Annotated in this window: 10 protein-coding genes and 2 tRNA genes; 10 read left to right on the top strand and 2 right to left on the bottom strand. The window is 59.6% G+C overall.

Features of this window, described 5'->3' with window-relative positions:
• Window positions 1-138 precede the first annotated feature (138 nt).
• The 3 genes from AC1RKH_RS05735 to AC1RKH_RS05725 all read left to right on the top strand — a co-directional run bounded on the left by AC1RKH_RS05735 (window position 139) and on the right by AC1RKH_RS05725 (window position 4746).
• Window positions 139-1326 (top strand): ATP phosphoribosyltransferase regulatory subunit, encoded by a 1188-nt coding sequence (locus AC1RKH_RS05735; RefSeq protein WP_493062112.1) that lies wholly within the window; start codon window positions 139-141, stop codon window positions 1324-1326.
• Window positions 1327-1380: 54 nt separating this feature from the next.
• Complete coding sequence (locus tag AC1RKH_RS05730; RefSeq protein ID WP_123423781.1) at window positions 1381-2673, top strand: adenylosuccinate synthase; 1293 nt, start codon at window positions 1381-1383, stop codon at window positions 2671-2673.
• Window positions 2674-2811: 138 nt separating this feature from the next.
• Window positions 2812-4746, top strand: a complete 1935-nt coding sequence (locus tag AC1RKH_RS05725; RefSeq protein ID WP_493062113.1) for a methyl-accepting chemotaxis protein — start codon at window positions 2812-2814, stop codon at window positions 4744-4746.
• A gap of 185 nt (window positions 4747-4931) precedes the next feature.
• Here the strand turns inward: AC1RKH_RS05725 and AC1RKH_RS05720 are convergent.
• A tRNA-Leu gene (locus tag AC1RKH_RS05720) sits at window positions 4932-5018 on the bottom strand.
• A gap of 165 nt (window positions 5019-5183) precedes the next feature.
• A tRNA-Leu gene (locus tag AC1RKH_RS05715) sits at window positions 5184-5274 on the bottom strand.
• 225 nt (window positions 5275-5499) lie between these two features.
• On the opposite strand from AC1RKH_RS05715, the gene rnr reads away from it, so the two are divergent.
• The 7 genes from rnr (at window position 5500) to dnaB (ending at window position 12732) form a co-directional block, all read left to right on the top strand.
• Entirely contained in the window at window positions 5500-8130 is a 2631-nt protein-coding gene (gene rnr / locus AC1RKH_RS05710) for a ribonuclease R (RefSeq protein ID WP_493062114.1), read from the top strand.
• A complete protein-coding gene (rlmB, locus tag AC1RKH_RS05705) occupies window positions 8127-8894 on the top strand; it encodes a 23S rRNA (guanosine(2251)-2'-O)-methyltransferase RlmB (RefSeq protein ID WP_347903638.1) in 768 nt (255 codons plus the stop codon). Before rnr ends, rlmB begins: the two co-directional genes overlap by 4 nt.
• Before the next feature lie 228 nt (window positions 8895-9122).
• Complete coding sequence (gene rpsF / locus AC1RKH_RS05700; protein ID WP_007939579.1) at window positions 9123-9545, top strand: 30S ribosomal protein S6; 423 nt, start codon at window positions 9123-9125, stop codon at window positions 9543-9545.
• Between the two features lie 28 nt (window positions 9546-9573).
• Window positions 9574-9804: a 30S ribosomal protein S18 gene (gene rpsR / locus AC1RKH_RS05695; RefSeq protein WP_002551829.1), complete on the top strand. Its 231-nt coding sequence runs from the start codon at window positions 9574-9576 to the stop codon at window positions 9802-9804.
• A 36-nt stretch (window positions 9805-9840) separates the two neighbouring features.
• Window positions 9841-10734, top strand: a complete 894-nt coding sequence (locus AC1RKH_RS05690) for a hypothetical protein (protein ID WP_493062115.1) — start codon at window positions 9841-9843, stop codon at window positions 10732-10734.
• 19 nt (window positions 10735-10753) lie between these two features.
• Window positions 10754-11200, top strand: coding sequence for a 50S ribosomal protein L9 (gene rplI / locus AC1RKH_RS05685; protein WP_003197251.1), 447 nt, complete (start codon window positions 10754-10756; stop codon window positions 11198-11200).
• Window positions 11201-11337: 137 nt separating this feature from the next.
• Window positions 11338-12732: a replicative DNA helicase gene (dnaB, locus tag AC1RKH_RS05680; protein WP_109627711.1), complete on the top strand. Its 1395-nt coding sequence runs from the start codon at window positions 11338-11340 to the stop codon at window positions 12730-12732.
• Window positions 12733-12810: the final 78 nt, after the last annotated feature.

The raw sequence follows: 12810 nt of genomic DNA, 5'->3' as shown, positions 1-12810 counted from the left end.
AAAGTGTTTGGCGAGGCCGATTTCAGGCCGATCGCCGCGTCGTTCATGCGCGCGACTTATGCGTATGGGCCGGACATTTTCTGCTTCACTCAAGGTCAGCCCGAGGGCTGGCCGCCCGGATCATAGGGGAATGGCGTAATGGCAACGGTAGACCGCTGGCTGCTGCCAGATGGCATCGAAGAAGTACTGCCACCAGAGGCGGCGCGCATTGAAGTCGCGCGTCGTCAGGTGTTGGATCTGTTCCAGAGCTGGGGTTACGAGTTCGTCGTGACCCCGCATATCGAGTACCTGGAATCCCTGCTGACTGGCGCGGGCCAGGACCTCGATCTGCGGACCTTCAAGGTCATCGATCCGCAGTCGGGTCGGCAGATGGGTTTCCGGGCCGACATTACGCCGCAAGTGGCGCGCATCGATGCGCACACCTTGCGTCACGAAGGTCCAAGCCGTCTGTGCTATGCCGGTAGCGTGCTGCATGCGCAGCCGCGGGCGTTGTCGACCTCGCGCAGCCCGATTCAGCTGGGCGCCGAACTGTACGGCGATGCCAGCCCGAGCAGCGACGTGGAAGTCATCAGCCTGATGCTGGCCATGCTGCAACTGGCCGATGTGCCGGATGTGCACATGGACCTCGGTCATGTCGGTATCTACCGTGGCCTGGCACGTGCAGCCGGTTTGTCCGGTGAAGTCGAGCAACAGTTGTTCGATGCCCTGCAGCGTAAGGCCATCGATGAGGTCATTACCTTGACCGAAGGCCTGCCTGCCGATTTGTCGGGCATGCTGCGGGCACTGGTTGATCTGTGCGGCGGCCGTGAAGTGCTGGTTGCTGCTCGCGAGCGTCTGGCCAATGCGCCGGCGCCTGTTTTGGCGGCGCTGGACGACTTGCTGGCGATTGCCGAGCGTTTGTCCGTGCGATTCCCGGAACTTGCGCTGTACTTCGATCTGGGCGAGTTGCGCGGTTACCACTACCACACCGGTGTGGTGTTCGCGGTATTCGTACCGGGTGTTGGCCAGTCCATCGCTCAGGGCGGTCGTTACGACGACATCGGCGCCGACTTCGGTCGCGCCCGTCCGGCTACTGGCTTCTCTACCGATTTGAAAACCCTGGTGACCCTGGGGCGTGCTGAAATCGAGCTACCGTCTGGCGGTATCTGGATGCCTGACAGTACGGATGCAGCACTCTGGCAGCAGGTTTGCCAGTTGCGCAGTGAGGGTCAGCGTGTCGTTCAGGCATTGCCTGGGCAACCATTGGCCGCCGCCCGTGATGCGGACTGCGACCGGCAATTGATTCAGCAGAACGGGCTTTGGCAAGTATTGCCGCTGGCTTCTTGAGTTTTCCTGCCGGCGGCTGCCGGCACCAAGTTTGCGCGAATGAGGACAAGTGTTATGGGTAAGAATGTCGTAGTCCTGGGCACCCAATGGGGTGATGAGGGCAAAGGCAAGATCGTTGATCTGCTGACCGAACATGCTGCCGCCGTAGTGCGCTACCAAGGTGGTCACAACGCTGGCCACACGCTGGTGATCGACGGCGAAAAAACCGTCTTGCACCTGATCCCGTCGGGCGTGCTGCGCGATGGCGTGCAGTGCCTGATCGGCAACGGCGTGGTGGTTGCACCTGACGCCCTGCTGCGCGAGATCATCAAGCTGGAAGAGAAAGGCGTACCGGTGCGCGAGCGCCTGCGTATCAGCCCGTCCTGCCCGCTGATCCTGTCTTACCACGTAGCGCTGGACCAGGCTCGTGAAAAGGCCCGTGGCGAACTGAAGATCGGCACCACCGGTCGCGGCATCGGCCCGGCCTACGAAGACAAGGTTGCACGTCGTGGCCTGCGCATCGGTGACCTGTTCCACCGCGAGCGTTTCGCCGCCAAGCTGGGCGAGTTGCTGGACTACCACAACTTCGTACTGGTCAATTACTACAAAGAGCCGGCCATCGACTTCCAGAAGACTCTGGACGAGTGCATGGAATACGCCGAGCTGCTCAAGCCGATGATGCTCGACGTCACCGCCGAACTGCATAACCTGCGTCGCGACGGCAAAGACATCATGTTCGAAGGCGCCCAAGGCTCCCTGCTGGACATCGACCACGGTACCTACCCGTACGTCACCAGCTCCAACACCACCGCTGGCGGCATCGCAACCGGTTCGGGTTTTGGCCCGATGTACCTGGATTACATCCTCGGCATCACCAAGGCTTACACCACTCGCGTCGGTTCGGGTCCGTTTCCGACCGAGCTGTTCGACGACGTTGGTGCGTTCCTGGCCAAGCGTGGTCACGAGTTCGGTGCTACCACCGGCCGTGCCCGTCGTTGCGGCTGGTTCGACGCCGTCATCCTGCGTCGCGCCATCGACGTCAACAGCATCTCGGGCCTGTGCCTGACCAAGCTGGACGTGCTGGACGGTCTTGAGACCATCAACATCTGCGTGGGCTACAAGAACCAGGAGGGTGCCGTGATCGACGCACCGACCGACGCCGACAGCTACATCGGCCTTGAGCCGGTGTACGAACAAATGCCGGGCTGGACCGAGTCGACCCTGGGTGCCAAGACCCTGGAAGAGCTGCCTCAGGCTGCTCGCAACTACATCAAACGCGTCGAAGAGTTGGTCGGCGCGCCGATCGACATTATTTCGACGGGCCCGGACCGCAACGAAACCATCGTTCTGCGTCACCCGTTCGCTTAATAAGTCGTTGATGTAAAACACAAAGGGCCCTTAATCGGGCCCTTTGTCGTTTATGCCTGTTGGGCGGCATGACCTTTGCTGTGGATAATGCTTCTAGAGTGCCATCAATTTAATGGCGTGCAAGTAGAGGGATTTCCTGTGTCGGCCGTTCTCTCACTGTTACAAAGCCGTTTGTTGCGGCCCGTGTTCGTTACCCTTGGTATCGCCTTGTTGGTGCAGGTGTTGGTGGCTGTCGCACTGACCCGGGGCACCGTGACTGCATTGGAAGCAGATTTGGGCAATCGTCTTGGCGTCGATAGTCAGAAACTCTCTGGCGAACTCGAGCAGGCCGGGCGTGAGGTCACTTCGAGTCTCGATAGCCTCTCCGCCAATACTCGTCAGCGCTTGACCGCCGGGTTGTCCTCGCGACTGAAGGAAGAGCAGGCGCAACTGCGTGCGACCCTGGAAAAGGATCTGAAGGACTCTGCCAATGACATGGCTCAGCTCCTGGCCTCGGTCGCACCGCGCGCCATGTGGGACAGCGACGTTCCAACCCTGTCCGAGTTCGCCCGGCGTGCACAACGCAATCCGAACGTGCTGTTCGTGGTGTATGACGACGCCACCGGTCAGCACCTGACCCGCTACCTGAACCGGGACAACCCGATCAACGCTGCCCTTTTGGAAAAAGGCCAGGGTGAGCGGGCGCTGGATAAAGTGCTGAGTGCGGCGAAGAACGATCCTTCTGTCTACTACCTCGAAGCCTCGATCAATCCCAATGGCGTGGAAATCGGCAAGGTGCTGATGGGCGTCTCCACGGCGTCGGTGGAAACCGACCTGGCGGCCCTCGACAAGCGCTTCTCGGCGCTGATCGCCAGCAGCGATCAACTGGTCGGTGATAGCCTCAAGGGCGCTGCGGCCGATAGCGCCACAGCCATGCGCTCGCGCTTGCAGTCGGCGCAGTCCACGGCCACTGAAATGAAAGCCAATACCGCCAGCACCGTTCAGGAGGCGGCGGCGACTTTGCGCTGGCGGATCGGCATGGCGCTGGCGTTGGTCGGCTGTGGTGTCTTGCTGCTACTGGCGGTAGTGCTCGGGCGGCGGGTGGTCAATCGCCTGAAGCTGCTGATCGTGGCAATGGAGGATCTGGCGGCGGGTGATGGTGACCTGACCAAGCGGGTGCAGATCAATAGCAAAGATGAAATTGGCGACATGGCGTCGGCGGTCAATCGCTTTGTGGATAAGTTGCAGCCGATCGTTCGCGAAGCGGGTGATGTGGCTCAGCGCACTGGTGTGGAAATCGGTGCGATGACCAAGCGCAATGCCGGCGCCGATGCGGCGGCGAAATCCCAGCGCGATGAGGTGGCGGAGAGCTTGCGCGCCTTGTCGCAAATGGCTGACGAGGCGCAGGCCGAAAGCCACGCGATGCAGGCGGCGTTGCAGCAGGTGGTGGATATTCGTCAGGCTACCGACGAAAACACCCGCACCTCGGCGCAGGTCGGCAGTTTGATCGAGGCATTGGCCGGGCAGGTCGATACCGGGGCTAAAGTCATCGAGCGCCTGGCGCAACAGAGCGAGCAGATTGAAGTGGTGCTCGAGGTGATTCACGGGATTGCCGAGCAGACCAACTTGCTCGCACTGAACGCGGCGATCGAGGCGGCGCGCGCCGGTGAGACCGGGCGTGGTTTTGCGGTAGTCGCCGATGAAGTGCGAGCGCTGGCCAGCAAGACTCAAAGCTCGACGGGCGACATTCAGGCGCACATCGGGGCCTTGCAGCAAGGCGCTCGTGAGGCTGTGGCGGCGATTGGGCAGGCGGGGCGTCAGGCCAGCGAAGGTTTACTCGTATTACGCGACAGCGCGCGCTTGCAGCAGTCGGTGCAGACTTCCGTTGAGCAGGTGCATGCGGCTATCGGTCTGGCGACTCAAGCAGCGGCGCATCAGGCCAAAGGCGCACACGCGGTGCGCGGGCGGGTCGAGACGATTCATGCCCAGGCTGAGCGTGCGGCGCAGGCGGTTGTGGAAACTACGGCCAGCGGCAAGGTGCTGGACAGTTTGGCGGCGCAGCTGAAGGCGAGCCTGGGGCAGTTCAGGGCCTGATCTTTTGTCTGGGTAACCGCTATCGAGAGCAGGTTCGCTCCCACATTGGAATGCATTCTCCTGTGGGAGCGAGCCTGCTCGCGATGACGATGTCAGCGGCTGGAAATTATCGAACGCCAGAAACGCAAAAACCCGCTTTCGCGGGTTTTTGTGAGATTCAAGATCGTTGACCTTGAGCTTTGAATTGGTGCCCAGAAGAAGACTCGAACTTCCACGACCTTGCGGTCACCAGCACCTGAAGCTGGCGTGTCTACCAATTTCACCATCTGGGCAATATCTTCAGCGTTGCCGCTGTTGATGTGGCGCACTATACGGAGAGCGTTTTGATCTGTAAACCCCTGAATTGGTTTTAATAAATCAAATGCTTAGAATGCAAAAACCCGCTTTCGCGGGTTTTTGTGTGAGCCTTGAAATTGTTCTAATCTCAAGCTCGAAATTGGTGCCCAGAAGAAGACTCGAACTTCCACGACCTTGCGGTCACCAGCACCTGAAGCTGGCGTGTCTACCAATTTCTTTCACCATCTGGGCAGTATCGGCAACGTCTCCGTCGTCGATGGCGCGCACTATACGGAGCGTCTTTTTAACTGTAAACCCCTGATATCAAAAAAACCTGGAAAATTTTACGAGCGGTGCTCAATGCTGTCTTTCCAGGAGGAGGAAGGGGCTTTTTAGAGCCTCCAAGAGCCTGAAATTTCCCGTTTCATTACGCCTATGCCAAACTAACCCGCATATAGACAAGGTGAAAACTCTCTAATGGCCGATTGGCAGTCCCTCGATCCCGAGGCCGCTCGTGAAGCGGAAAAATATGAAAACCCTATTCCTAGCCGCGAACTGATCCTTCAGCACCTTGCTGATCGGGGTTCGCCTGCTAACCGCGAGCAGTTGGTCGAAGAGTTTGGTCTGACCACAGAAGACCAGATCGAAGCCCTGCGCCGCCGCCTGCGCGCCATGGAGCGCGACGCTCAACTGATCTATACCCGTCGCGGCACTTACGCGCCGGTAGACAAGCTCGACCTGATCCTGGGCCGCATCAGCGGTCACCGTGACGGCTTCGGCTTCCTGATCCCGGATGACGGCAGTGACGACCTGTTCATGAGCCCGGCGCAAATGCGTCTGGTGTTCGACGGTGACCGTGCGCTGGCACGGGTTTCCGGTCTGGACCGTCGTGGTCGCCGTGAAGGCGTGATCGTCGAAGTGGTGACCCGTGCTCACGAAAGCATCGTCGGTCGTTACTTCGAGGAAGGCGGCATCGGCTTTGTGGTGGCCGACAACCCGAAGATCCAGCAGGAAGTGCTGGTGACTCCGGGTCGTAATGCCAACGCCAATATCGGCCAATTCGTTGAAGTGAAGATCACGCACTGGCCGACTCCACGCTTCCAGCCGCAAGGCGATGTGGTGGAAGTGGTCGGTAACTACATGGCGCCGGGCATGGAGATCGATATTGCCCTGCGGACCTACGACATTCCTCACGTCTGGCCTGAAGCGGTGCTCAAGGAAGCCGCCAAGCTCAAGCCGGAAGTCGAAGAGAAAGACAAAGAGAAACGCATCGACCTACGCCATCTGCCGTTCGTCACCATCGACGGCGAAGATGCTCGCGACTTCGATGACGCGGTCTATTGCGAAGCGAAACCGGGCAAGCTGCGGCTGTTCTCCGGTGGCTGGAAGTTGTACGTGGCCATTGCCGACGTTTCCAGCTACGTGAAGATCGGTTCGGCGCTGGACAACGAATCCCAGGTTCGCGGCAACTCGGTGTACTTCCCCGAGCGCGTGGTGCCGATGCTGCCTGAGCAGTTGTCCAATGGTCTGTGCTCGCTGAACCCGCATGTCGATCGCCTGGCCATGGTTTGCGAGATGACCATCTCCAAATCCGGTGAGATGACCGATTACTGCTTCTACGAAGCGGTGATTCACTCCCACGCCCGCCTGACCTACAACAAGGTCAGCGCGATGCTGGAGCAGCCGAAAACCACCGAAGCCCGTCAGTTGCGCGGCGAGTACACCGACGTCGTGCCGCACCTCAAGCAGCTCTACTCGCTGTACAAGGTGTTGCTGGCGGCCCGTCACGTCCGCGGCGCGATCGATTTCGAAACGCAGGAAACCCGAATCATCTTCGGTTCCGAGCGCAAGATTGCCGAAATCCGTCCGACCGTGCGCAACGACGCGCACAAGCTGATCGAGGAATGCATGCTGGCGGCCAACGTGGCCACCGCCGAGTTCCTGAAGAAACATGAAATTCCTGCGCTGTACCGGGTTCACGATGGTCCGCCACCGGAGCGCCTGGAAAAACTCCGTGCCTTCCTCGGCGAGCTCGGCCTGTCCCTGCACAAAGGCAAGGACGGTCCGTCGCCGAAGGACTATCAGGCGCTGCTGGCCGGGATCAAGGATCGTCCGGATTTCCATCTGATCCAGACCGTCATGCTGCGTTCGTTGAGTCAGGCGGTGTACAGCGCTGATAACCAGGGCCACTTCGGCCTGAATTACGAAGCCTATACCCACTTCACCTCGCCGATTCGCCGTTACCCGGACTTGCTCACGCACCGGGCGATTCGCAGCGTCATCCACTCCAGGCAAGACACGCCACACGTGCGTCGTGCCGGGGCGATGACCATTCCGAAAGCGCGTATCTATCCGTACGACGAAGCGGCGCTGGAGCAACTCGGCGAGCAGTGCTCGATGAGCGAGCGCCGTGCCGACGAAGCGACCCGCGACGTGGTGAACTGGCTCAAGTGCGAGTTCATGAAAGACCGTGTGGGCGAGTCGTTCCCAGGTGTGATCACTGCCGTAACCGGTTTTGGTCTGTTCGTCGAACTGACGGATATCTACGTCGAAGGTCTGGTCCACGTGACCGCTTTGCCGGGCGACTACTACCACTTCGACCCTGTGCATCATCGCCTGGCCGGTGAGCGTACCGGTCGCAGCTTCCGCCTCGGCGATACCGTCGAAGTGCGCGTGATGCGGGTTGACCTGGACGAGCGCAAGATCGACTTCGAGATGGCTGAAAAAACCATCAGCGCGCCGATTGGCCGCAAGAAGCGTGGTGCAGAAACCTCGGCTCCTGCCGCCAGGACTGCTGCTGAACCGGCGCCGGCGAAAACCGGTCGTCGTGGTCCAGCGAAGGAAAAAGCGGTCGAAGCCTATCGCCCGAGCGATGCCGCGGCGAAAAACGCCGAAGTACGCAAAAGTCGTGAAATGAAACAGGCGTTGCTCGCCGAAGCGAAGAGCGGCGGTAAAGCGGCGTCTGGGGGAAAGACCGGACGGTCGGCGCCTGAAAAGGCCTCCGGCGGCAAGCCAGCCAAACCGAGTAAACACCGTAAAGGCCCGCCAAAAGCGGGCTCGGCTCCAGCCAAAAGCGGCGGGGCGCGTAAACCTAAGGCCAAGTCATGAGTCAGTTGGAAAAAATCTACGGCGTGCATGCCGTAGAAGCGTTGCTGCGACACCACCCGAAACGCGTCAAGCAGATCTGGCTGGCCGAAGGCCGCAGTGATCCGCGCGTTCAGACGCTGATCGAGCTGGCCAACGAAAACCGCGTTGCGGTCGGCCAGGCCGAGCGCCGTGAGCTGGATGCCTGGGTTGAAGGCGTGCACCAGGGCGTGGTGGCGGACGTCAGTCCGAGCCAGGTTTGGGGCGAGGCAATGCTCGACGAGCTGCTTGACCGTACCGAAGGCGCGCCGCTGCTGCTGGTGCTCGACGGCGTGACCGATCCGCACAACCTCGGTGCCTGCCTGCGTTCTGCCGACGCGGCCGGTGCATTGGCGGTGATCGTTCCGAAGGACAAGTCAGCCACCCTGACTCCGACTGTACGAAAAGTCGCCTGTGGTGCCGCTGAAGTGATTCCGTTGGTGGCCGTAACCAACCTGGCGCGCACCCTGGAAAAACTCAAGCAGCGTGGCTTGTGGGTTGTCGGTACGGCGGGCGAGGCTGAGCAGGATCTGTATCAGCAGGACCTGACTGGCCCGACCATCCTGATCATGGGCGCGGAGGGTAGCGGGATGCGCCGCCTGACTCGCGATCTTTGCGACTACCTGGTGCGTTTGCCGATGGCCGGTAGCGTCAGCAGTCTCAACGTATCCGTGGCTACTGGGGTGTGCCTGTTCGAGGCCTTGCGCCAGCGCGGCGTCAAAGCCGCCGGAACCGCCAAGAAGTCCTAAGCCAGGCGCGCTCCCACAGTGTTTTGCGGCGAAGCAAAAATGGTTGGTGTGAACGAACTGTTCAAATAATCACCAATTGCCTTGCGCCTCTTCTGTCCCTTCTCTACAATTGCGCCCCTTGCTGTGACGGCAGGCACGCATGTGTCTATCGCCGGCAAGTCCATAAGTGTCATTCACTCCTTGTCTGACCGCTTTTGAGCGGCAGGCTACAACCCGTAAGGAGCATTCATGCGTCATTACGAAATCATCTTTTTGGTCCACCCGGATCAAAGCGAGCAAGTCGGCGGCATGGTTGAGCGTTACACCAAGCTGATCGAAGAAGACGGCGGCAAAATCCACCGTCTGGAAGATTGGGGCCGTCGTCAACTGGCCTACGCAATCAACAATGTTCACAAGGCTCACTACGTGATGCTGAACGTTGAGTGCACTGGCAAGGCCCTGGCCGAGCTGGAAGACAACTTCCGCTACAACGATGCAGTGATCCGTAACCTGGTCATCCGTCGCGAAGAAGCCGTTACCGGCCAATCCGAGATGCTCAAGGCTGAAGAAAACCGCAGTGAGCGCCGTGAGCGTCGCGACCGTCCTGAGCACTCCGACGCTGAAGGCGTTGACAGTGATGACAGCGACAACAGCGATAACGCTGACGAGTAATCCACGGACCTTTTGAGGAGCCTATTACATGGCACGTTTCTTCCGTCGTCGTAAATTCTGCCGCTTCACCGCTGAAGACGTGAAAGAGATCGATTACAAAGATCTCAACACTCTGAAAGCTTACGTATCCGAGACCGGCAAAATCGTTCCAAGCCGCATCACCGGTACCAAAGCTCGTTATCAGCGTCAGCTGGCCACCGCTATCAAGCGCGCCCGCTTCCTGGCCCTGCTGGCCTACACCGACAGCCACGGCCGCTGAGACCGGGCAGTCGACACGTAGCAAAGGATTGAATGCATGCGCGCCATAGCTGAGTTCATCATGCGCGGTCGTATGCAGGCCACTCTCGTAGTGGCTGGATGCGCGGCATTGCCGTTGTTGTACTGGTTGGGTGCTGCCGCCGGGAGCCTTGTGCTGCTGCGGCGCGGATTGAAGGACGCCCTTGGCGTTCTTGCTCTGGGGATACTGCCGGCATTGATCTGGTGGCTGTATTCCGATGATCCACGCGCACTCATGGTGTTGCTGGGGTCTTCGGGCCTTGCGTTGGTTTTGCGCGCAAGTGAGTCCTGGAACCGCGTGCTGCTGGTCAGCATAGCGATGGGATTGGTGTTTTCAGTGGTGCTGGGTGCGGCTTACCGCCCTCAGATCGAGATGCTGGCGCAGGAACTGGTAAAGATCCTGCCGCTGGCCCTCGGTGACCTCTACCAGCAATTGTCGGTAGAGGAGCGAGCGCGTCTCGCCGCCCTGATTGCCCCGGTCCTGACTGGCCTGATTGCGGCCTTGTTGCAAATCGTCAGTGTGCTGAGCCTGATTGTCGGGCGCTACTGGCAGGCGTTGTTGTACAACCCCGGTGGTTTTGGTCGCGAGTTTCGCGCCATCCGAATCCCGCTGGGGCCGGCGATGTTGCTGCTGGCGTGCATGCTTCTGGGGCCGAATTTCGGTTCCCAGATGGCGATGTTGACGCCGTTGTGCAGCGTACCGCTGGTGTTCGCCGGGCTGGCCCTGATTCATGGGCTGGTGGCTGAAAAGCGACTGGCCAAATTTTGGCTGGTGGGGTTGTACGTAACGCTGTTGCTGTTTATGCAGCTGATCTATCCGTTGCTGGTGGTCCTGGCCATTGTCGACAGCCTGATTGATTTTCGCGGTCGTTTGACGCCGAAAGACGTCGATAGCGCGAACGGTGAAGGTTAAAAGTTAAGAGGATTTTCACATGCAACTGATCCTTCTGGAAAAAGTCACCAACCTGGGCAACCTGGGTGACAAAGTGAACGTTAAGGCTGGTTACGGTCGTAACTACCTGCTGCCTTACGGCAAAGCCACCGCTGCGACCGCTGCCAACCTGGCTGCGTTCGAAGAGCGTCGCGCTGAGCTGGAAAAAGCCGCAGCAGACCGTAAAACTTCGGCTGAAAGCCGCGCTGCCCAACTGGCTGAGCTGGAAGTGACTATCACTGCCACCGCCGGTGACGAAGGCAAGCTGTTCGGTTCGATCGGCACCCACGACATCGCTGATGCACTGACCGCCTCTGGCGTTGAAGTTGCAAAAAGCGAAGTTCGTCTGCCGAACGGCACCATCCGCAACGTAGGTGAATTCGACGTAGCCGTGCACCTGCACGCTGAAGTTGAAGCCACCGTACGCGTTGTCGTGGTAGCAGCTTAAGAAGTACTTGTCGGCTGGCACCCTCGGGTGCTTGCCGGTAACATCGGGCACGATCCTGTTTACAGGTCGTGCCCTTTGTCTTTCTGCGGTTCCTGATTTACTACAACCCCTGCTTTTCCTAAAAAAACCAAGTGGCCATGAACGATATCTCCGCTCCTGAGCAATACGATCTGCAAACCGCCGCGCTGAAGGTGCCGCCGCATTCCATCGAGGCCGAACAGGCTGTACTCGGTGGTCTGATGCTGGACAACAATGCCTGGGAGCGCGTGCTCGATCAGGTCTCGGACGGTGATTTCTATCGACATGACCACCGCCTGATCTTCCGTGCGATCGCCAAGCTGGCCGATCAGAACTCGCCGATCGACGTCGTGACCCTTGCCGAGCAATTGGACAAGGAAGGTCAGACCTCGCAAGTCGGTGGTCTCGGATACCTGGGTGAGCTGGCGAAAAACACGCCGTCGGTCGCCAACATCAAGGCCTATGCGCAGATCGTTCGCGCGCGGGCGACCTTGCGGCAACTGATTGGCATTGCCACCGAGATTGCAGACAGCGCTTTCAATCCAGAAGGTCGCACGGCTGAAGAGATCCTCGACGAAGCTGAACGGCAGATATTCCAGATCGCCGAGGCCCGGCCAAAAACCGGCGGCCCGGTGAGCGTGAATGACCTGCTGACCAAGGCCATCGACCGCATCGACACCTTGTTCAACACCGACAACGCCATTACCGGCCTGTCCACCGGCTACACCGACCTCGACGAGAAGACCAGCGGCCTGCAGCCGTCTGACTTGATCATCGTCGCCGGTCGTCCATCGATGGGTAAAACCACTTTTGCGATGAACCTGGTGGAAAACGCCGTGCTGCGCAGCGATAAATGCGTTCTGGTCTACTCGCTGGAGATGCCAGGCGAATCGCTGATCATGCGTATGCTGTCTTCCCTCGGCCGTATCGATCAGACCAAAGTCCGTGCCGGTCGCCTGGACGACGACGATTGGCCGCGCCTGACTTCGGCGGTCAACCTGCTCAATGATCGTAAGCTGTTCATCGACGATACGGCGGGTATCAGCCCGTCGGAAATGCGTGCGCGGACCCGGCGTCTGGTGCGTGAGCACGGTGATGTCGCCCTGATCATGATCGACTACCTGCAACTCATGCAGATCCCGGGCTCGGGTGGCGATAACCGGACCAACGAGATTTCCGAAATCTCCCGCTCGTTGAAAGCCCTGGCCAAGGAATTCAACTGCCCGGTGGTGGCGCTGTCGCAGCTCAACCGCTCCCTGGAGCAACGTCCCAACAAGCGCCCGATCAACTCCGACTTGCGGGAATCCGGAGCGATCGAGCAGGATGCCGACGTCATCATGTTCGTGTACCGGGACGAGGTGTATCACCCGGAAACCGAGCACAAGGGCATCGCCGAGATCATCATCGGCAAGCAGCGGAACGGCCCGATCGGTACGTCACGCCTGGCGTTCATCGGCAAATACACCCGCTTCGAAAACCTCGCGCCGGGCAGCTATAACTTCGACGACGAATAAGTTATTCGGCGTCTGATATGGCCTCATCGCGAGCAAGCTCGCTCCCACAAGAGCGACGCTATCCCTGTGGGAGCGAGC

It is taken from the genome of Pseudomonas sp. GW822-FHT06B12 (assembly GCF_058799675.1).
Note: the sequence above shows the minus strand (reverse complement) of the source record. Positions and strands in the feature narration are given on the sequence as shown.

What these genes read in the sequence shown, in the direction of transcription:
- AC1RKH_RS05690 (WP_493062115.1), top strand. Translation starts at nt 9,841, where the DNA reads ATGCGCGCCATAGCTGAGTTCATCATGCGCGGTCGTATGCAGGCCACT.
- rnr (WP_493062114.1), top strand. Translation starts at nt 5,500, where the DNA reads ATGGCCGATTGGCAGTCCCTCGATCCCGAGGCCGCTCGTGAAGCGGAA.
- AC1RKH_RS05730 (WP_123423781.1), top strand. Translation starts at nt 1,381, where the DNA reads ATGGGTAAGAATGTCGTAGTCCTGGGCACCCAATGGGGTGATGAGGGC.
- dnaB (WP_109627711.1), top strand. Translation starts at nt 11,338, where the DNA reads ATGAACGATATCTCCGCTCCTGAGCAATACGATCTGCAAACCGCCGCG.
- rlmB (WP_347903638.1), top strand. Translation starts at nt 8,127, where the DNA reads ATGAGTCAGTTGGAAAAAATCTACGGCGTGCATGCCGTAGAAGCGTTG.
- AC1RKH_RS05735 (WP_493062112.1), top strand. Translation starts at nt 139, where the DNA reads ATGGCAACGGTAGACCGCTGGCTGCTGCCAGATGGCATCGAAGAAGTA.
- rplI (WP_003197251.1), top strand. Translation starts at nt 10,754, where the DNA reads ATGCAACTGATCCTTCTGGAAAAAGTCACCAACCTGGGCAACCTGGGT.
- rpsR (WP_002551829.1), top strand. Translation starts at nt 9,574, where the DNA reads ATGGCACGTTTCTTCCGTCGTCGTAAATTCTGCCGCTTCACCGCTGAA.
- rpsF (WP_007939579.1), top strand. Translation starts at nt 9,123, where the DNA reads ATGCGTCATTACGAAATCATCTTTTTGGTCCACCCGGATCAAAGCGAG.